19 protein-coding genes and 1 tRNA gene are annotated in these 17,882 nt (G+C 49.8%); 15 read left to right on the top strand and 5 right to left on the bottom strand.

Annotated elements, in window-relative coordinates; all coding sequences use genetic code 11:
- The first annotated feature begins 8 nt into the window (after positions 1-8).
- Genes FGQ86_RS14225 through gyrA form a run of 4 tightly spaced genes read left to right on the top strand, consistent with a single transcriptional unit; the run spans position 9 to position 5,747 of the window.
- Positions 9-218 carry an RNA-binding S4 domain-containing protein gene (locus tag FGQ86_RS14225; RefSeq protein ID WP_033126060.1) on the top strand — a complete coding sequence of 70 codons (210 nt, stop codon included), beginning with the start codon at positions 9-11 and terminating at the stop codon, positions 216-218.
- Positions 208-1,305, top strand: coding sequence for a DNA replication/repair protein RecF (recF, locus tag FGQ86_RS14220; protein WP_138304814.1), 1,098 nt, complete (start codon positions 208-210; stop codon positions 1,303-1,305). The genes FGQ86_RS14225 and recF overlap by 11 nt, the downstream gene beginning before the upstream one ends.
- Before the next feature lie 9 nt (positions 1,306-1,314).
- Entirely contained in the window at positions 1,315-3,249 is a 1,935-nt protein-coding gene (gene gyrB / locus FGQ86_RS14215; protein ID WP_138304812.1) for a DNA topoisomerase (ATP-hydrolyzing) subunit B, read from the top strand.
- A gap of 14 nt (positions 3,250-3,263) precedes the next feature.
- Positions 3,264-5,747: a DNA gyrase subunit A gene (gene gyrA, locus FGQ86_RS14210; RefSeq protein ID WP_138304810.1), complete on the top strand. Its 2,484-nt coding sequence runs from the start codon at positions 3,264-3,266 to the stop codon at positions 5,745-5,747.
- A gap of 112 nt (positions 5,748-5,859) precedes the next feature.
- Here the strand turns inward: gyrA and FGQ86_RS14205 are convergent, their stop codons facing one another.
- Positions 5,860-6,327: a C-GCAxxG-C-C family protein gene (locus tag FGQ86_RS14205; RefSeq protein ID WP_033126056.1), complete on the bottom strand. Its 468-nt coding sequence runs from the start codon at positions 6,325-6,327 to the stop codon at positions 5,860-5,862.
- Positions 6,328-6,614: 287 nt separating this feature from the next.
- Between FGQ86_RS14205 and FGQ86_RS14200 the strand changes: the two genes are divergently transcribed.
- From FGQ86_RS14200 to FGQ86_RS14190, 3 genes are all read left to right on the top strand, one after another.
- Positions 6,615-7,067, top strand: coding sequence for a DUF2975 domain-containing protein (locus tag FGQ86_RS14200; RefSeq protein ID WP_033126055.1), 453 nt, complete (start codon positions 6,615-6,617; stop codon positions 7,065-7,067).
- A gap of 35 nt (positions 7,068-7,102) precedes the next feature.
- The gene (locus tag FGQ86_RS14195) at positions 7,103-7,330 is read left to right on the top strand and encodes a helix-turn-helix transcriptional regulator (protein ID WP_033126054.1); all 228 of its coding nucleotides are present in this window, start codon (positions 7,103-7,105) and stop codon (positions 7,328-7,330) included.
- A gap of 109 nt (positions 7,331-7,439) precedes the next feature.
- A complete protein-coding gene (locus FGQ86_RS14190; RefSeq protein WP_171031581.1) occupies positions 7,440-8,861 on the top strand; it encodes a DUF4173 domain-containing protein in 1,422 nt (473 codons plus the stop codon).
- Here FGQ86_RS14190 and FGQ86_RS14185 read toward each other — a convergent pair.
- Positions 8,858-9,787 (bottom strand): LysR family transcriptional regulator, encoded by a 930-nt coding sequence (locus FGQ86_RS14185; protein WP_138304806.1) that lies wholly within the window; start codon positions 9,785-9,787, stop codon positions 8,858-8,860. The genes FGQ86_RS14190 and FGQ86_RS14185 overlap by 4 nt on opposite strands.
- A 151-nt stretch (positions 9,788-9,938) precedes the next feature.
- Between FGQ86_RS14185 and FGQ86_RS14180 the strand changes: the two genes are divergently transcribed.
- Genes FGQ86_RS14180 through FGQ86_RS14170 form a run of 3 tightly spaced genes read left to right on the top strand, consistent with a single transcriptional unit; the run spans position 9,939 to position 11,666 of the window.
- Positions 9,939-10,694 carry a UbiD family decarboxylase gene (locus FGQ86_RS14180; protein ID WP_138304804.1) on the top strand — a complete coding sequence of 252 codons (756 nt, stop codon included), beginning with the start codon at positions 9,939-9,941 and terminating at the stop codon, positions 10,692-10,694.
- Positions 10,684-11,271, top strand: coding sequence for a UbiX family flavin prenyltransferase (locus FGQ86_RS14175; RefSeq protein ID WP_138304802.1), 588 nt, complete (start codon positions 10,684-10,686; stop codon positions 11,269-11,271). Before FGQ86_RS14180 ends, FGQ86_RS14175 begins: the two co-directional genes overlap by 11 nt.
- Before the next feature lie 41 nt (positions 11,272-11,312).
- On the top strand, positions 11,313-11,666 hold the full coding sequence (locus FGQ86_RS14170) for a hypothetical protein (RefSeq protein WP_138304799.1): 354 nt from the start codon (positions 11,313-11,315) through the stop codon (positions 11,664-11,666).
- 85 nt (positions 11,667-11,751) lie between these two features.
- On the opposite strand, the gene FGQ86_RS14165 is transcribed toward FGQ86_RS14170, so the two are convergent.
- From FGQ86_RS14165 to FGQ86_RS14155, 3 genes are read right to left on the bottom strand one after another with little or no spacing between them, the layout of a single operon-like run.
- Complete coding sequence (locus FGQ86_RS14165) at positions 11,752-12,480, bottom strand: hypothetical protein (RefSeq protein ID WP_138304797.1); 729 nt, start codon at positions 12,478-12,480, stop codon at positions 11,752-11,754.
- A 32-nt stretch (positions 12,481-12,512) separates the two neighbouring features.
- Entirely contained in the window at positions 12,513-13,373 is an 861-nt protein-coding gene (locus FGQ86_RS14160) for an ABC transporter ATP-binding protein (RefSeq protein WP_138304795.1), read from the bottom strand.
- Complete coding sequence (locus FGQ86_RS14155) at positions 13,370-13,738, bottom strand: GntR family transcriptional regulator (protein WP_033127110.1); 369 nt, start codon at positions 13,736-13,738, stop codon at positions 13,370-13,372. Before FGQ86_RS14155 ends, FGQ86_RS14160 begins: the two co-directional genes overlap by 4 nt.
- A gap of 184 nt (positions 13,739-13,922) precedes the next feature.
- Here FGQ86_RS14155 and FGQ86_RS14150 point away from each other — a divergent pair, with 184 nt between their 5' ends.
- From FGQ86_RS14150 to FGQ86_RS14130, 5 genes are all read left to right on the top strand, one after another.
- A complete protein-coding gene (locus FGQ86_RS14150; RefSeq protein ID WP_138304793.1) occupies positions 13,923-14,765 on the top strand; it encodes a fumarate hydratase in 843 nt (280 codons plus the stop codon).
- A gap of 25 nt (positions 14,766-14,790) precedes the next feature.
- Positions 14,791-15,366, top strand: a complete 576-nt coding sequence (locus tag FGQ86_RS14145; protein ID WP_330636907.1) for a Fe-S-containing hydro-lyase — start codon at positions 14,791-14,793, stop codon at positions 15,364-15,366.
- Between the two features lie 20 nt (positions 15,367-15,386).
- Positions 15,387-16,100, top strand: coding sequence for a lysophospholipid acyltransferase family protein (locus FGQ86_RS14140; RefSeq protein WP_138304791.1), 714 nt, complete (start codon positions 15,387-15,389; stop codon positions 16,098-16,100).
- A gap of 12 nt (positions 16,101-16,112) precedes the next feature.
- A complete protein-coding gene (locus tag FGQ86_RS14135) occupies positions 16,113-17,474 on the top strand; it encodes an MATE family efflux transporter (RefSeq protein WP_033127106.1) in 1,362 nt (453 codons plus the stop codon).
- A gap of 35 nt (positions 17,475-17,509) precedes the next feature.
- Positions 17,510-17,597 (top strand) — tRNA-Ser (locus tag FGQ86_RS14130).
- The last annotated feature ends 285 nt before the right edge of the window (positions 17,598-17,882 follow it).

The raw sequence follows: 17,882 nt of genomic DNA, 5'->3' as shown, positions 1-17,882 counted from the left end.
TGAAGACTATGCAGGTTTTACATCTAAGAGATGAGTTTATCAAGCTGGGGCAGGCCCTGAAGGCTGCCGGTCTTGTGGAGTCCGGCGTGGAGGCCAAGGAGGTCATCCAGGAGGGGCTTGTGAAGGTGAACGGCCAGACAGACACACGGCGAGGAAAGAAGCTCTACCCGGGAGACATTGTTTCTTATAACGGAGAAGAAGTGAAAATTGAAGATTAGATCTTTAAAGCTTAAGGATTTCAGAAATTATGAGCTTCTGAAGCTGGAGCCGAGCGGCTCTACCAACATTTTTTACGGGAACAACGCCCAGGGAAAGACCAATATACTGGAGGCCGTCTACATGTGCGGCACTACCAAATCCCACAGGGGCACAAGGGACAGGGACATGATCCGTTTCGGCCAGGAGGAGTCCCACATTGAGGCTGTGGTGGAGAAGAGGGGAATACCCTATCAGATCGACATCCATCTCAAGAAAAACAGTCCCAAGGGCATAGCAGTCAACAAGATGCCGATCCGCAAGGCCAGTGAACTATTTGGCATTGTCAACATTGTTTTCTTTTCTCCGGAGGATCTGAACATTATCAAAAACGGGCCCTCTGAGAGAAGGAGATTTATAGATCTTGAGCTCTCCCAGCTCGACAAAGTATATCTGAGCAATTTATCAAACTACAACCGCATCGTGAACCAGAGAAATCATCTGCTCAAGGATCTGGCCCGCCAGGAGGCGGCGGGCAGTTCTCTTGCGGAAACTCTTGACATCTGGGATATGCAGCTGGCCGGGTACGGCGAGAAGATCATAAAGGCGAGAAAAAAATTTGTGATCCAGGTAAATGATATTATTTCTGACATACACAGAAGACTCACCGGCGGACAGGAGAACATAGAGGTGAAGTACGAGCCGGACACAAAGGGGCAGCCTCTCCAGGAGGCCCTGCGAAGAGGGAGGGAGAGGGACCTGCGGATGCGCAGCACCGGATGCGGGCCTCACAGGGACGACATCTGCTTTATGACCAACGGCATTGATATCCGGAAATTCGGCTCCCAGGGACAGCAGCGCACGGCGGCGCTCTCACTGAAGCTGTCCGAGATCGAGCTGGTGCGGCTTGTTACAAAGGACACGCCCATCCTGCTTCTTGACGATGTCCTGTCTGAGCTTGACAAATACAGGCAAAACTATCTACTGGACAACATTCACGATATACAGGCTCTCATCACCTGCACAGGTGTAGATGAATTTGTAAATCATCGATTTGCTATAAACAAAGTATTTCATGTCCATCAGGGACATGTGACTATGGAAAACTAGGAGGAGATTATGAGTACAGAAAAGGTACAGCACGAGTATGGGGCGGACGAAATTCAGATCCTGGAGGGGCTGGAGGCTGTCAGAAAGCGCCCGGGAATGTATATTGGAAGTACGTCAGCAAGGGGGCTACACCATCTTGTCTATGAGATCGTGGACAACTCTGTGGACGAGGCTCTGGCAGGCTTCTGTGACAAGATCCGCGTGCAGATCAACAAAGACAATTCTGTTACTGTAACGGACAATGGAAGGGGGATTCCCGTGGGAATCAACCACAAGGCAGGAATACCGGCAGTGCAGGTTGTATTCACTGTACTCCATGCGGGCGGAAAGTTCGGCGGAGGGGGATACAAGGTATCCGGCGGCCTCCACGGTGTGGGAGCCTCTGTCGTAAACGCCCTCTCCAACTGGCTGGAGGTTGAGATCTGCCGCGAGGGAAAGATCTATAAGCAGAGATATGAGCGCGGAAAGGTTATGAACGAGCTGGCGATCGTGGGGGACTGCGAGGAGGAAAAGAGCGGTACAAAGGTTACCTTCCTCCCGGACGACACTATTTTTGAGGAGACAGTCTTTGACTTTGATGTGCTCAAGAGAAGGCTGCGGGAGATGGCTTTCCTGACCAAGGGGCTGAAGATCATCCTTGTGGATGACAGACCGGAGGAAGGACCTGTGGAGAAGGAGTTCCACTATGAGGGAGGCATCAAGGAGTTTGTCACCTACCTGAACCGAAGCAGCACGCCTCTCTACGAGGATGTCATTTACTGCGAGGGAACGGTAAATAACGTGCAGGTTGAGGTGGCCATGCAGCACAACGACTCCTACACGGACAACACCTACGGCTTTGTAAACAACATAACCACACCGGAGGGAGGAACCCACATCGTGGGCTTCCGGAACGCCCTGACAAAAACATTTAACGACTATGCGAGAAAAAATAAGCTTTTGAAGGACAGCGAGCCCAACCTGTCCGGAGAGGATATCAGAGAGGGTCTGACTGCTATTGTCAGCGTCAAGATCGAGGAGCCCCAGTTTGAGGGGCAGACCAAGCAGAAGCTGGGAAACAGCGAGGCAAGGGGAGCTGTGGACAATGTGGTCAGCAAACAGCTTGAGATCTACCTTGAGCAGAACCCGGCCATCGCAAAGACTACAGTGGAAAAATCCGTCCTGGCCCAGAGAGCCAGGGAGGCGGCCAGAAAGGCGAGAGATCTGACCAGGAGGAAATCAGCCCTGGACGGCATGTCCCTTCCCGGAAAGCTGGCGGACTGCTCGGACAAGGATCCGGCTAACTGCGAGATCTATATCGTGGAGGGAGACTCCGCCGGCGGGTCCGCCAAGACGGCAAGAGACAGAGCCACCCAGGCCATTCTGCCCCTGCGAGGAAAGATCCTGAATGTGGAGAAGGCAAGGCTGGACAAAATCTACGCCAACGCGGAGATCAAGGCCATGATCACGGCCTTCGGTACAGGCATACACGACGATTTTGATATCTCCAAGCTGCGGTATCACAAGATCATTATTATGACTGATGCGGACGTGGACGGCGCCCATATCAGCACCCTGCTCCTCACCTTCATGTACCGGTTTATGCCGGAGCTGATCAAGCAGGGCTATGTCTATCTGGCAAAGCCCCCGCTCTATAAGCTGGAGAAGAACAAAAAGGTATGGTATGCCTACAGCGATGAGGAGCTGGATTCCATTCTCCGTGAGGTGGGACGTGACACCAATAACAAGATCCAGCGATACAAAGGTCTGGGAGAGATGGACGCGGATCAGTTATGGGAGACCACCATGGATCCCCACCACCGCATCCTCATGAGAGTGACTATGGATGAGGAGACAACATCCGAGCTGGATCTGACTTTTACCACCCTGATGGGGGACAAAGTGGAGCCAAGGCGGGAGTTCATAGAGGAAAACGCAAAATACGTGCAAAATCTGGACGTATAGAAAGGTAGAAGACAATGGAAGATAATATTTTTGATAAGGTCCAGGAAGTAGATCTGAAAGAGAGAATGGAGAAATTTTATATCGACTACGCCATGAGTGTTATCGCTTCCAGAGCTCTTCCCGATGTAAGAGACGGTCTGAAGCCGGTGCAGAGGAGAATTCTGTACTCCATGATCGAGCTGAACAACGGTCCCGACAAGCCCCACAGAAAATGTGCCCGTATTGTCGGAGACACTATGGGTAAATATCATCCCCATGGGGACAGCTCCATTTACGGAGCCCTGGTAAATATGGCCCAGGACTGGTCTACCAGATACCCACTTGTGGACGGACACGGAAACTTTGGATCCGTGGACGGGGACGGCGCGGCTGCCATGAGGTACACGGAGGCCCGCCTGAGCAAGATTTCCATGGAGCTGACAGCGGATATCAACAAGGATACTGTGGATTTCACCCCCAACTTTGACGAGACGGAGAAGGAGCCAACGGTTCTCCCCTCCAGATTTCCCAATCTCCTTGTAAACGGAACCTCGGGAATCGCAGTTGGAATGGCCACCAACATCCCGCCTCACAATCTGCGGGAGGTCATTGACGCGGTGGTGCGGATCATTGACGATCAGATAGAGGACAAGGGAACCACCACTATCGAGGAGATCCTGCAGATTATCAAGGGACCTGACTTCCCCACAGGTGCCACCATCCTGGGGACAAGAGGCATTGAGGAGGCCTACAGGACAGGCCGCGGCAAGATAAGGGTGCGGGCTGTGACGGACATTGAGACTATGCCGAACGGCAAGAGCCGGATCATTGTCACAGAGCTCCCTTACATGGTGAACAAGGCAAGGCTGATAGAGAAGATCGCTGAGCTGGTAAGAGACAAGAAGATCGACGGAATCACAGAGCTCAGCGACCAGTCCAGCCGTGAGGGCATGAGGGTGTGCATTGAGCTCAGAAGAGACGCAAACGCCAATGTGATCCTGAACCAGCTTTACAAGCACACACAGCTCCAGGACACCTTTGGCGTGATCATGCTGGCTCTTGTAAACAACGAGCCCAAGGTCATGAACCTTCTGGATATGCTGAACTACTACCTGCAGCACCAGGAAGAGGTTGTGACGAGAAGGACAAAATATGAGCTGAATAAGGCGGAGGAGAGAGCCCACATTCTGAAGGGACTGCTCATCGCCCTGGACCATATCGATGAGGTGATCCAGATCATCCGCAGCTCCGCCAATGTGCAGGCAGCCAAGGAGGAGCTGATGAAGCGCTTCGACCTCTCGGATGCACAGTCTCAGGCTATCGTGGACATGCGTCTGCGGGCTCTGACAGGTCTGGAGAGAGAGAAGCTGGAGAACGAGTACAATGAGCTGATGAAGCGAATCGGCGAGTTGAAGGCGATCCTGGCTGACCGGAAGGTTCTTCTGGGCGTCATCAAGGAGGAAATCCTGGTTATCAAGGAGAAATACGGGGATGACAGAAGGACAAAGATCGGATACGACGCTTTTGACATCTCCATGGAGGATTTAATTCCAAGGGAGAATGTGGTCATTACCATGACAAAGCTTGGCTATATCAAGAGAATGTCTGAGGACACGTTCAAATCCCAGCACAGAGGAGGAAAGGGCATCAAGGGCATGCAGACCATTGATACCGACTATGTGGAGGAGCTCTTTATGACCAACACCCACCACTATATCATGTTCTTTACAAGCACAGGACGTGTGTACAGGATCAAGGGATATGAGATACCGGAGGCGGGAAGGACAGCAAGGGGAACCGCCATTATCAATCTTCTGCAGCTTCAGCCGGAGGAGAAGATCACAGCCGTTATTCCTATAGACGAGTACAGAGACGGTGAGTATCTGTTCATGGCTACAAGGAAAGGGCTTGTTAAGAAGACTCCCCTGAAGGAATACGCCAATGTGAGAAAGACCGGACTTGCCGCCATCACGCTGCGGGATGACGATGAGCTGATCGAAGTAAAATACACGGATGACAAGAAGGATATCATCCTGGCCACCAGGTACGGACAGTGCATCCGCTTCCATGAGACAGATGTGCGGCCCACAGGAAGAACCTCCATGGGCGTGAGGGGAATGAACCTGACTGACCACGACGAGGTGATCGGCATGCAGCTTGACTCCCAGGGAAGCCACCTTCTCATCGTGTCTGAGAAGGGCATGGGCAAGCGCACGGCTATGGAGGAATTTTCTCCCCAGAACAGAGGTGGAAAGGGTGTCAAGTGCTACAAGATCACAGAGAAGACCGGAAATGTGGTAGGCATAAAGGCTGTGGATGAAGAGGACGAGATCATGATCATCAACACAGAGGGAATCGTGATCCGCATGAAGTGCAGCAGCATCTCCATACTTGGAAGAATAACCTCAGGTGTAAAATTAATAAATTTACAGGAAAATGATAAGGTTGCCAGCATCGCGAAAGTGAGACAGGGCGACGAGGAGGAAGAGGAGACGACTGAAGAGCAGGAAAATGAGTAAGAGAGAGCAGTTACTAGAACAATTTGTAAAAACAGCTCTGAAATAGACAAATGAAAGGACTGACACAGCATTGGGAATTGCTCGTGCCAGTCCTTTATATTTGCGTGTCTGACTAACAGACGTCCTGAAACCTGCTGTCCTTCAGGTTTGCCAGAATGATTTCCGCAGTCTTTACAACCGTTCCGGAAACCATTTTTGTGCAGTGTGCCTTTCTCTCAGGAGACTGCTTTTCCATTCCCCTAGTCAGCACACGGCAGCAGGCGGCTCCGTAATTTTCTTTAAAAAAGTCATGGAGTTCATTGCAGAGCTTGAAGCAGAGCTGATTGCGGGGATCTCCCGGCTCTGTGCGCCCGTAAAAGTAGCCGATGCACATGGTTCCGCCAGCCAGAGCGCCGCAGATGCAGCCCGCTCCGCCAAGCCCCCACGGAAATCCGGAGCTTATGGCAATCGCGTCGTCAGACATCTCAAGCTCAAAATTTTTCTTGATAGCGTAGATAACAGACTCTGAACAGGTGAAGCCGGAGTTGAAAATATGTACGGCATCTTCCCTCAATTTCTCCATATCGATCGATGTATTCATAGAAAAAACCTCCTTTTGTAGATATTATAGGACGGAGGGGGAAAAACTGCAATTGGGGACGTAATATTTTGCAAAAATATTACGTCCCCAATTGCAGTTACCCCTGCCCTATTGTGTATCATCTCCCCTGTATTGTTGCAATTAATCCACAATTGAAACCAAAAATTATCGATAAACAATAAATAAATATTGAAATTCAATCTATCATGTGTTATATTCCTCTTAGAAAGTAACAGGTCAAAATGGAAATCAAGATAAAAAGAAATGTGGAAGGGAGAGATAGACGTATGAGAAATGAAAAGATTGTCAGGGCCACAAAGCTGATTCTGGATTTTATGTTTTATTCGGGAATTGTAGTTGTGGTGACGCTTCCGTGGACGCTGAAGCTGGCGGGAAGGTACTATGAGGCTGTTATACTGGAGCAGTATGTTCCCATGCTGCTTACGCTGGCAGTTTCCGGAATATTCGGAATATTGATTGTGGGGCAGCTTCGGAAGATGATGAGGACTGTGGTAAACGGCTCCTGCTTTGTGTATGCGAACGTGAAGAGCCTGCGACTGATGACAGGCTTCAGTCTCTGTATCTCAGCGGCGTTTCTTGTTGAAATGTTCTTTGTGCCCACTATTGCGACCGTGGTGATTGTGGTTATCTTTTTCGTGGCAGCGCTGTTCAGCCAGGTTCTGTCACAGGTCTTCGATGAGGCGGTCCGGTATAAGGAGGAAAATGACCTGACTATATAATGAAACGGAGAATAAGCAGCAGGAGGTGGCAAAAAATGGCGATCGTGATCGATTTGGATGTGGTCATGGCACAGAGAAAGATGGGAGTCAAGGAGCTGTCTGAGAGGATAGATATTACCATGGCAAACCTGTCTATCCTGAAAAATAACAAGGCAAAGGCAGTCAGATTTACAACACTGGATGCCCTATGCAGAGAGCTTGGCTGCCAGCCGGGAGATATTCTGAAATATGTCCCGGACGAAGAAGAGCAGGAGGTGGAGTAAAAGAATGGACGAAGCAGGTAAATTTGTAGAAAATAATCGGTATTTTGCAGGAATGAGTCTTTTATATGGAGTCCTGTTTACTGCCTTTTGTTATAAAAATCTAAACGGAATGGCTTTTTTACTGCATGCGGTCATGACAGTGGGAATTGCATTTCTCTTTTTTGACAGACTGGGGATGTCCTGCAGGAGAGAATTTTTCCCCTATGGCCTGGGAATTCTCCTTCTTGGAGTTTCCACAGTGATGACGGACTCGGGATTTCTCGTGGTTTTTAACTGGACGGGGATCATGCTCCTCTTTATGGCGGGAATGATCCGCTGCTTCTGTGGAGATGAGGAGTGGCAGTTTTCTGCTTACCTGAGAGCGATCCTGGTCATGGGAGTCAAGACTGTGCTCTATTCCTTTCATATCTTTCACATCAAGACCTGGAGAAAGGGAAGTGTGGAAATGATGGAGAAAATGGGGGAGGAAAGTGATCAGGAAAGGAAGAGAAAGGAGAAAATGAGCTCCGTGGTGACAGGGATTGCGATCGCGGCTCTTCTGCTTGTGGTCATCTTTCCGCTCCTTGCAAGCTCAGACCGGGTGTTTGCAGGTATTTTTGAACAGATTTTCCGGATGCCGGAAAACCTGAATATCAGCTCTGTTGTGGGAATGGTGTGCATGACCCTCTTTGGTGTGCTGCTTATCTATGGCGTCTTCTGCGCCTTTGCATCCGGAGGATGCAGGAAAAAGGAGAGGGAAAAGAAAAATTACGAGGCGGTCACAGGCATCACCTTTACTGCAATCCTGGCTGCTGTATACGTACTGTACTGCTGCGTCCAGATTTATGTTCTTTTTTTGAAAAATGAGGGCGGACTTCCGGATGGCGTTACATACGCGAGCTATGCCCGGGAGGGATTCTGGCAGCTGCTTTTTGTGGGCATCATCAATCTCATCCTTGTTATTTCGGTTGTATATGCATTTCAGAAAAACAGAATTTTAAAGATTATACTGACGATCATATGCGGATGTACCTTTATCATGAATGTATCTGCCATGTACAGAATGTTCATGTATGTGCGTGTGTATCACATGACATTTCTTCGAATTCTTGTGCTCTGGTTTTTGATACTAAATATGGTCATGATGATGGGAGTAGTGATTTTTGTTTATAAAGAAAATTTTTCGTTATTCAGATTTGTGACAGCTACCGTCTCCTGCGGATATATCCTGCTGTCCTTTTTGCATCCGGATTATCTGGCTGCATCCTACAATATCCGTACGATGGAACAGATGACCGCTGCTGATGCGGTCTATATGCTGGACACATCCTCCTATGACGCGGCGCCGGCTCTGGCAGAAATTAATGTGGGAGAACTGGACTACTCAGACGGACTTTACACAGAGAGAATGGTGGAAAATATTCATTGGCAGTATTTCAGGCGGGCACAGCAGGACATGGACAGAAGAAGTCCAAGAGAATACAACTTTTCCGTGTGGAAGGCATCCAGGCTCTCACCCCGGGATGTGGATCACGAAGGTGGAGAGGATTAAGCCGGAGAGTGTTTCTGAAAAAAATTAATTAATTTCTCCTGGGCGGGCGTGATGTGTCCGCCCTTTTTCATGCACATGACCACCGGAATAGCCGTATCCTCCTTAAGTGGAACAAGACGAACGTTTTCATGGTGGAAAATTTCAAAATTACTCCCGGGCAGGAGACTGACCCCCTCGCCGATGGAGACGGCGCTTATGATGGACTCCACCCTTCCGGTGCGGACAATAGTGGGAGGGATGCCGCGGCTCTGGAAAAGCCCGGTGCAGAATTGAAAGACGGACGTATAGCGGTTCATCAAAATGAGAGGCATCTGCGCCAGAGTGTCAAGAGAAAGAGGAGAAGGACATGGGGAAAAAAGCTCCCTGCAAAGCTCTGACGAGAAGCCCAGCTTCCGACAAAGTGGCTCACTGTCCGGCAGGACAGCAAAGAGGTGGTCATCCGCAAGGGGAAAGACAGAAGCATGCAAATTCTCCACCATATTTTTCCTGGAGATAATCAGAGTATATTTCCCGTTTAAAAGTCCGGGAAGGAGGTCTGGCTCCGCCACCTCCTCGAGAGTCAACCGGATGTCAGGGTATTTTTCTGAAAATTCTCTGAATTTGCCAGTCAGGTGGTACAGTGGAAGAATGGGGAGCGTGCCAAGACACAATGTCTGCTCTTTCAGGTGGCGGTAGGGAGCCAGGTGCTCCAACGAATTTTTATATTCATCCGAAAGCCTGAGACAGTCCTGATAGAAAATCTTACCTGCCTCAGTGACAGATGCCCTGCGGCGGCTTCTGTCGAGAAGCTTTACATCCAGCTCTTTTTCCAGCTTCATGATCTGTTTGGAGAGAGCGGACTGGGTGATGTGGAGCTTTTCAGCTGCCTCAAAAAATGTATTATTTTCTACAACCGCAATAAAATCTTGGATCTGATCAAAGGTCATGAAAATTCTCCTCTATCTGTGTAAATGTATATGCATAAAATTATTCATTCCGTTTTGGAATTAATTGTACCACAAATTGAATTGATAGGATACAGAAAAGCAGATAAAATAGAGCTGGAAATTAAATGCAGGATGAACAGGAGGAAATGGAATGGAAAATAAAGTAAACGATCTTCGCAGCGCGCTGGCGCTTCTGAAATCCATACCGGGACAGCTGATCGAGACAGATGTGGAAGTAGAGCCCATGGCCGAACTCTCCGGCGTGTACAGACATGTGGGAGCAGGAGGGACTGTGATGCGCCCTACAAAGGAAGGCCCTGCCAGCGACCAGTGCTGGCTCATTAAGGTGACAGCCGTGACTCACAGGAAGGATCCCATCATGCAGACCTGCATTGGACCCAGCGAGGAGCACGTGTCCATGGCGGGCATCCCCACAGAGGCCAGCATTTACGGCATGATCGAGAAGGCCATGCCGGGAAGGCTGAAGAATGTGTACTGCGCTTCTCCGGGAGGTGGAAAATATATGGCTGTCCTCCAGTTTCAGAAGCTCTCGCCAAGTGATGAGGGAAGGCAGAGACAGGCGGCTCTCCTTGCTTTCTCCGCCTTCAGTGAACTGAAGCATGTGTTCATTGTGGACGAGGATGTGGACTGCTTTGACATCAATGATGTGCTCTGGGCTATGAACACCAGGTTTCAGGGAGATGCGGACATCATTACCATACCAGGAGTCCGCTGCCATCCGCTGGATCCCTCCAATGACCCGTCCTGTTCGGCGAGTATCAGGGATCACGGTATTGCCTGCAAGACGATTTTTGACTGTACAGTACCCTACGATCAGAAGGAGCGGTTCGTGAGAGCAAGATTTATGGATGTAGAGCCAGAAAAATGGGTGAAAGATGCAAAATAGTAAATTGAGAAAGAAAAAAATTATCGTTGCAGCTACGGGTGCAAGTGGGATGCCGATTTTGCAGGAATGTCTGCAGATGATCCGTCAGGAGCCCGCGTATGAGTCAGTCCTCATCATGAGCAGGAGCGCGGTACTCACCATGGAGCACGAGCTGGACTGCACAAAAGAAGAAATAGAGAAGCTGGCAGATCAGGTGTACAGCCCGGAGGAAACAGGGGCCGGTCCTGCCAGCGGCTCCTACAGAACGGCGGGGATGCTGATCGTCCCCTGCAGCATGAAGACAGTGGCCGGCATCTGCGGCGGCTATGCGGACAACCTGATCCTCCGGGCCGCTGATGTGACCATCAAGGAGCAGCGGCCTCTTGTCCTGGCGGCCCGGGAGACGCCCTTAAGCCCCATTCATCTGAGAAATATGTATGAGCTGTCCAGAATGCCGGGAGTCCGGATCATTCCGCCTATGCTCACCTTTTACCAGAACCCGGAGTGTATTCAGGATATGATACACCATATAGCCGCCAAGCTTGTGGACCCCTTTGGAATTGAGGCAGAGGGATACCGCCGGTGGGAGGGAATCTAGCCAGAAGAGTCGGAAGAAGCATGTCTTAGAGGAAAATTTAAATGGAAGAAAAAGTGATAGAAAGAGAGCTCTCTTTTGCAAAATTAACTATAAAGTTTACAAAGGTTGGAAAAGATTATCATATACTTCTCCAGGGAGGAGACAGTCCACATATTGGCTGTACAGTGCTGGCTCTTCCCCGCCCTTCCCTTAAGGGGGATGGGAGACTTGGAAGCACAGCCTCTGTCATCAATGTGACAGGACACAAGGACGAGTATCTGTGCCGGTACCTGGCAGAGAAGATGGCCGCGTCCAGGAATGCCACGGTGGTGTGCACCGGCGGCTTTCATGTGGACGGGATCACAGAGGAGCAGATCGGAGAGATCCAGAGGGCTGTGGAGGAGATTGAAATATAAAGAGAAGATAACCTACAGTAAAAAAGCCCTCCGGATACGATGTTGATCATCAGCCGGAGGGCTATCTGTATGATTTTGTGAGAAATCAGATCTGGGCGCCTTTCACAGCCCTGTAGCTAATACCAGTAATGACCAGGGAGAAGACGGTCAGCGACACCATCCCGATGAAGGGATTGCCGCTGGAGGTGTCCGAATATCCCATGCAAAAGAGAAAGAGGGACATCAGTCTGGCAAAAACTTCCGGGAAGGCCACCATGAGGACAGGGATGCCTCCGACTACCAGAAGGGGAAGCCCAACCGCAATGCCGATCTTCCCGGACTTGGGAGAGCGGTAGAAGCAGATGGATATGAGATACCCCACCACAAAGAAGGCGTACATGAGAAGGAAGGTGATCACCAGCTCTATCAGCAGGCGCAGCACAGGGCCGGCACTGGTCATATAGCCATAGTAGAGTGTGGAGGAGAGGGTCATATAGGTTATATTGCTGCCGGGCAGCGCCTCAAACACGTGGAGGGCCAGCACATCCATGATGGACATGACAGCGCTGAGGACTACAAGGCACATGCAGGCGCCAGCGAAAATCTTCTTTCTGGAGACGCTGTTCTGCATAAACAGGTAGAAATACTCCCGGAACATGCAAAGCCCTACGATGAAACAGAAGAACTCGGAGGAAAATCCAAGCCCGCCTCTCTTCGTGCTGCCGGTCACGTTCAGCCCGACTACAGCGAGAGCAATGATAAGGATGATGACGAGATAGTAGACGACAAGCGCCTTGGCAAGGTCAAAACACTGATATTTCAAAATCTTTTTCATACTCTTTAACACTCCTTTCAGATCAGATACAGCTACATAGAGGTGAGCTGGATAAACAGCTTCTGCAGGTCCATGGCTGACCTCTCCAGTCCTTCAGGCATCCGAGAGCCCGCATCGCCGCAGATGTAGACTGACTTCAGCCCGCCGATCGTGTCTGAGCCGATCACCTCCGCACCAGCCGGCAGGGAGGAGACATAGGTGTCCACCTGAGAGATGGTTCCGGACACTGTGCAGCTGTTTTCCAGGATGCTGTCCCTGGACTGATTTTTCAGAATTTCACCTTTTTTTATGATAATTACTTCTTCTATGACATTTGCCACCTCTTCGATGAGGTGGGTGGAGATCACCGCCGTAAACGGCTCCTCGCTGTACTTTTCAATCAAAAGTCTGTAAAAGAGATCCCTGTGGTAGGCATCCAGTCCCAAAACCGGCTCGTCGAAAAAGATGTAGGGCACATTCACGGACAGGGCCAGCACATTTCGGAAGATGGACTGGTAACCGGTGGACAGGCTTTTGATCTTCTTTTTTATATTCAATTCAAACATTTCCGAAAGCTTCAGCGCATACTCCTCGTCAAAGGAAGGGTAAAAGGTCTTTGTCACCTTGAAGGCGTCCCTTACCCTCATGCTCTCCGGGTAAAGGTTCATCTCATTGATGAGGAACATTTTCCTAAGAGCCTCGTCGTTTTCCGCCGCGGGAACACCGTCCACTGACACATACCCCTCGTTCGGATATTTCCGGTTGCTGATGATATTGAGGAGAGTGGATTTGCCGGCTCCATTTCGCCCCAGCAGTCCGTAGATTTTTCCCTCCTCAAAGGTGAGGCTCACATTTCGCAGAGCCTGTGTGTCCTTAAAGGACTTGGATACGTTTTTTACTTCGATTCCTCTCATTTAGAAAACCCCCTCTCGATCATGGCAATGACATCCTCGCTTGTGATGCCAAGCCTCTTTGCCTCGTCCACAAGGCTGCTTATATAGTTCGCGTAAAAATGGTCCTGCCTCTTTTTTCTGAGCTTCTGTACAGCTCCCTCTGCCACAAACATGCCAACTCCCCTTTTCTTATAAATAATGTTGTCGTCCACAAGAAGATTGATGCCCTTGAGGGCTGTAGCCGGATTGATCTTATAATTCACGGAGAATTCCGTAATGGACGGAATCTGCGACTCCTCCGGAAAGGCCCCCGTGAGGATGCCGTCCTCAATTCCCTCCGCTATCTGGATAAAAATAGGCTTATCCTGGCCTGGATTGATATTCACTCCATAGACACCTCCTTAATTGGTGTTGTGGTTAATTAGTTGAGTAATTAACTATATATGTATTAAAGCATGAGGGTAGGAAAATGTCAATACTGGAATTGAAATATATGGATAAAGACAGTATACTAGTTAGGGAATATACGGGCGGAGGCGCCCTTACACTATTTACATTGGGAGGAAATCAATGCGGACAGTCCAGGTAAGTGAGATAACAGAAAACATTAAAGAAATGTGTATAGAGGCCAACCATTATCTGTCAGAGGATATGGAGGCTGTTATGAATCGCGCGGCAAAGACAGAGGCGGCGCCCCTGGGGAGACAGATATTAGCACAGCTCAGGGAAAATCTGGAGATTGCGGCCAAGGATATGATTCCCATCTGTCAGGACACGGGCATGGCGGTCGTCTTTCTGGAGATCGGCCAGGATGTGCACCTGGAGGGAGGACTTCTGGAGGATGCCGTAAATGAGGGTGTCCGCCAGGGATACACAGAAGGGTATCTGCGGAAATCTGTTGTGGGAGATCCTATCCTCAGAGAAAATACAAAGGACAATACACCCGCTGTCATCCATACAAGGATCGTGGCAGGGGATAAAGTAAAGATCAAGGTGGCGCCCAAAGGATTTGGAAGCGAAAATATGAGCCGGGTTTTCATGCTGAAGCCTGCGGACGGTCTGGAGGGAGTGAAAAACGCCATTCTGACGGCTGTCAAAGATGCGGGCCCCAACGCCTGTCCGCCCATGGTTGTGGGCGTTGGCGTGGGAGGTACCTTTGAGAAATGTGCCCTCATGGCAAAGGAGGCGCTGACAAGGGACGCAGGCTCTCACTCTTCCATTCCGTGGGTGAAAGAGCTGGAGGAGGAGATGCTGGAGAAAATCAACTGTCTCGGCATCGGGCCGGGAGGACTGGGAGGAAGCACGACAGCCTTTGCGGTCAATGTGAACACCTATCCCACCCACATTGCGGGTCTGCCGGTGGCTGTGAACATCTGCTGTCATGTAAACCGGCATGTAGTGAGAGAAATATAGGAGACGGAATATAAAAGCTGGTCATATACAAAGAAACAGGAGAGCGGAAAATATGGAAAAACATATGAATGTGCCAATGACAAAGGAAGAGGCAGCAGGGCTTAAATCCGGGGACTATGTGTATCTTACAGGTACCATATACACGGCCCGGGATGCAGCACACAAGAGGATGGACGAGACCCTGGACAGAGGGGAAAAGCTTCCTCTTGATATAAAGGATCAGGTTATCTATTACATGGGCCCTTCCCCGGCAAGGGAAGGCCGTCCCATCGGGTCAGCAGGCCCTACAACGGCCAGCCGGATGGACAGGTACACTCCCAGGCTTCTTGATCTGGGACTTGGAGCCATGATCGGAAAAGGAAAGAGGACCCAGGATGTGATGGATGCCATCGTGCGCAACGGCTGTGTCTATTTTGCGGCGGTGGGCGGAGCAGGCGCCCTTCTGTCGAAATGTATCAAAAAATCAGAGGTGATCGCCTACGATGATCTGGGAACAGAGGCCATACGCCGCCTGGAGGTGGAGAATTTCCCGGTCATCGTCGTCATTGACAGCCAGGGAAATAATCTTTACGAGACGGCCATCAGAGAATACAGGAAATAAAATAGAAGGAGCTAACGATAATGAAAAGGATATTACTAATGATCTTCCGGAACATCCTCCTCGTTCCGTACGCGTGGTGCAAGCTCTGCTATCACGCGGCACACACAGAAAAATATACGGATGAGGAGCAGTACGCCCTTCTGAAATATATCACCCTACGGGCAAACCGGGGCGGCAATGTAAAGATCGCCTCCTTTGGAGTGGAAAATCTTCCGAAAGAGAACGGATTTATGTTTTTCCCTAATCACCAGGGACTTTACGATGTGCTGGCCATCATTGAGGCCTGCCCCAGACCCTTTGCCGTGGTGGCGAAAAAAGAAATTCGAAACATCCAGTTTTTAAAGCAGGTTTTTGCCTGTATGAAGGCCTATATGCTGGACAGAGAGGATGTGCGCCAGGCCATGCAGGTCATCATCCACGTGACAGAGGAAGTGAAAAAGGGACGCAACTATCTGATTTTTGCGGAGGGAACACGGTCAAAGAACGGCAACCATCCCGGGGAGTTCAAGGGAGGCAGCTTCAAATCTGCCACAAAGGCCAAATGCCCTATTGTCCCGGTGGCCCTTATCGATTCCTTCAAGCCCTTTGACACTAACACCATTAGCCCGGTCACAGTCCAGGTACATTTCCTGGAGCCCATGTACTATGAGGAGTACAAGGATATGAAGACCACAGAGATAGCGGCGGAGGTGAAGAAGCGGATCGAGGCGGTTATCAGTCAGTATGCGAAATAAAAGGGGATTAATATGTCTGTAAAAACAGATGCTTCCCGGCAGATCACGGAGGGAGTTATATGGAAGCAGCTTCTTATTTTCTTCTTCCCGATCATGCTGGGGAGTTTTTTTCAGCAGCTTTATAATACAGTAGATACAGTGGTAGTGGGGCAATTTGTGGGGAAAGAGGCGCTGGCTGCGGTAGGCGGCTCCTCCGCTCAGATAGCCAGTCTTGTGGTGGGTTTTTTCACAGGCCTCTCCTCAGGGGCATCCGTCATTATCGCTCACTTTTTCGGTGCGAGAGACAGAAGATCTGTCAGCAGGGCTGTACACAATGCGTATGTACTGGCCGTGGCAGGAGGAATTGTCCTGACGGCAGCAGGCATTTTCCTGACTCCATCCATGCTGGAATGGATGAATACACCTGGGGAGATCATGGGGGATGCGATCCTCTATCTGCGCATTTATTTTGGGGCTCTCACCTTTACCTTCATATATAATATGGGCTCCAGTATACTGAGGGCGGCGGGAAATTCACGTACGCCCCTCTACTATCTGATTATCTGCTGCTTTGCAAATATTGTGCTGGACATTGTGTTTGTGGCTGGACTTGAGATGGGCGTGGCGGGAGCTGCCGCAGCTACATTTCTCTCCCAGGCGCTCAGCGCGGTTCTCATTACGATCCGGCTGGCCAGGGACAGAGGGGCGCTGCGGATCACACTGAAGAGGATGCGCTTTACATGGTCTATTCTCTTCTCACAGCTTCAGCTTGGGATACCGACAGCAGTGGAGTCTATCCTGTTTGCCATTACAAATATAGCCATCCAGGCGGCGCTGAATACCTTTGGAACAGACACGGCAGCAGCCTGGTCCGCCTTTGGAAAGATGGATGCTGTGTTCTGGATGGTCAGCACCTCCTTCGGCATAGCCATCACCTCCTTTGTGGGACAGAACCACGGCGCAGGAAAGAAGGACAGAGTAAAAAAGAGCACAAAGATCTGCCTTCTCATGGATTTTGCTGTGTCCACTGTCATTGTGATCCTGCTGGTGGCAATGAGGACTCCTCTTTTCCGTATGTTCACGTCCGATCAGAATGTCATAGAGATTGGGAGTCGGATGGTGCTTCTCATCACCCCGTGGTATGTGGTCTACGTGTTCATCGAAGTGCTGGCGGGTGCTATGAGGGGCGTGGGAGACGTTCTCGTACCTATGATCATCACGCTGGTTGGAATTTGCCTTCTCCGGATTGCCTGGCTTGTGGGAGCCATGGAAATAGCGCCTACTATCAATGCCATTATATTCAGCTATCCGGTAACTTGGATACTGACAGCGCTTGCTTTTATCCTATATTACAGTAGAAAAGCGTTTTTGGAGAATAAGAAAAAAATACGTTGACAATCATGCGGGGGTTTAGTATAATAACTTCTGCTGGAGAAATACTCAAGAGGCCGAAGAGGCGCCCCTGCTAAGGGTGTAGGTCGGGCAACCGGCGCGAGGGTTCGAATCCCTCTTTCTCCGTTAGGCAAAAACTGCTGAGAAGCTCAGTGGTTTTTTGTTTGCCTTATTGAAGAAGGAAAACAATGGAATATATTGTGTTTCTTCTATTGTAAATATACTATCGATTGAGTGTTGAGAAAAAATAAAAAAACTTCAAAAAAAGTATTGACACAGAAAAAAAGAGATGGTATTATATTTAAGCTGACTCGCGAGAGACAGCAAAAGACAAAAAGAACCTTGATAACTGAACAATAGACAACGACCCTGAAAATTTCTAAGAGAAATATTCAGAACGGAAATCAGACC

It is taken from the genome of Clostridium sp. BSD2780061688st1 H5 (genome assembly GCF_005845155.1).
Classification (GTDB): Bacteria; Bacillota; Clostridia; order Lachnospirales; family Lachnospiraceae; genus Claveliimonas; species Claveliimonas intestinigallinarum.
Note: the sequence above shows the minus strand (reverse complement) of the source record. Positions and strands in the feature narration are given on the sequence as shown.

Coding starts and splice junctions, on each gene's coding strand:
- gyrB (WP_138304812.1), top strand. CDS start 1,315: ATGAGTACAGAAAAGGTACAGCACGAGTATGGGGCGGACGAAATTCAG.
- FGQ86_RS14180 (WP_138304804.1), top strand. CDS start 9,939: ATGGAAAATAAAGTAAACGATCTTCGCAGCGCGCTGGCGCTTCTGAAA.
- FGQ86_RS14200 (WP_033126055.1), top strand. CDS start 6,615: ATGAGAAATGAAAAGATTGTCAGGGCCACAAAGCTGATTCTGGATTTT.
- FGQ86_RS14140 (WP_138304791.1), top strand. CDS start 15,387: ATGAAAAGGATATTACTAATGATCTTCCGGAACATCCTCCTCGTTCCG.
- FGQ86_RS14160 (WP_138304795.1), bottom strand. CDS start 13,373: ATGAGAGGAATCGAAGTAAAAAACGTATCCAAGTCCTTTAAGGACACA.
- FGQ86_RS14190 (WP_171031581.1), top strand. CDS start 7,440: ATGGCTTTTTTACTGCATGCGGTCATGACAGTGGGAATTGCATTTCTC.
- FGQ86_RS14170 (WP_138304799.1), top strand. CDS start 11,313: ATGGAAGAAAAAGTGATAGAAAGAGAGCTCTCTTTTGCAAAATTAACT.
- FGQ86_RS14205 (WP_033126056.1), bottom strand. CDS start 6,327: ATGAATACATCGATCGATATGGAGAAATTGAGGGAAGATGCCGTACAT.
- FGQ86_RS14195 (WP_033126054.1), top strand. CDS start 7,103: ATGGCGATCGTGATCGATTTGGATGTGGTCATGGCACAGAGAAAGATG.
- gyrA (WP_138304810.1), top strand. CDS start 3,264: ATGGAAGATAATATTTTTGATAAGGTCCAGGAAGTAGATCTGAAAGAG.
- FGQ86_RS14135 (WP_033127106.1), top strand. CDS start 16,113: ATGTCTGTAAAAACAGATGCTTCCCGGCAGATCACGGAGGGAGTTATA.
- FGQ86_RS14165 (WP_138304797.1), bottom strand. CDS start 12,480: ATGAAAAAGATTTTGAAATATCAGTGTTTTGACCTTGCCAAGGCGCTT.
- FGQ86_RS14175 (WP_138304802.1), top strand. CDS start 10,684: ATGCAAAATAGTAAATTGAGAAAGAAAAAAATTATCGTTGCAGCTACG.
- FGQ86_RS14185 (WP_138304806.1), bottom strand. CDS start 9,787: ATGACCTTTGATCAGATCCAAGATTTTATTGCGGTTGTAGAAAATAAT.
- FGQ86_RS14150 (WP_138304793.1), top strand. CDS start 13,923: ATGCGGACAGTCCAGGTAAGTGAGATAACAGAAAACATTAAAGAAATG.
- FGQ86_RS14225 (WP_033126060.1), top strand. CDS start 9: ATGCAGGTTTTACATCTAAGAGATGAGTTTATCAAGCTGGGGCAGGCC.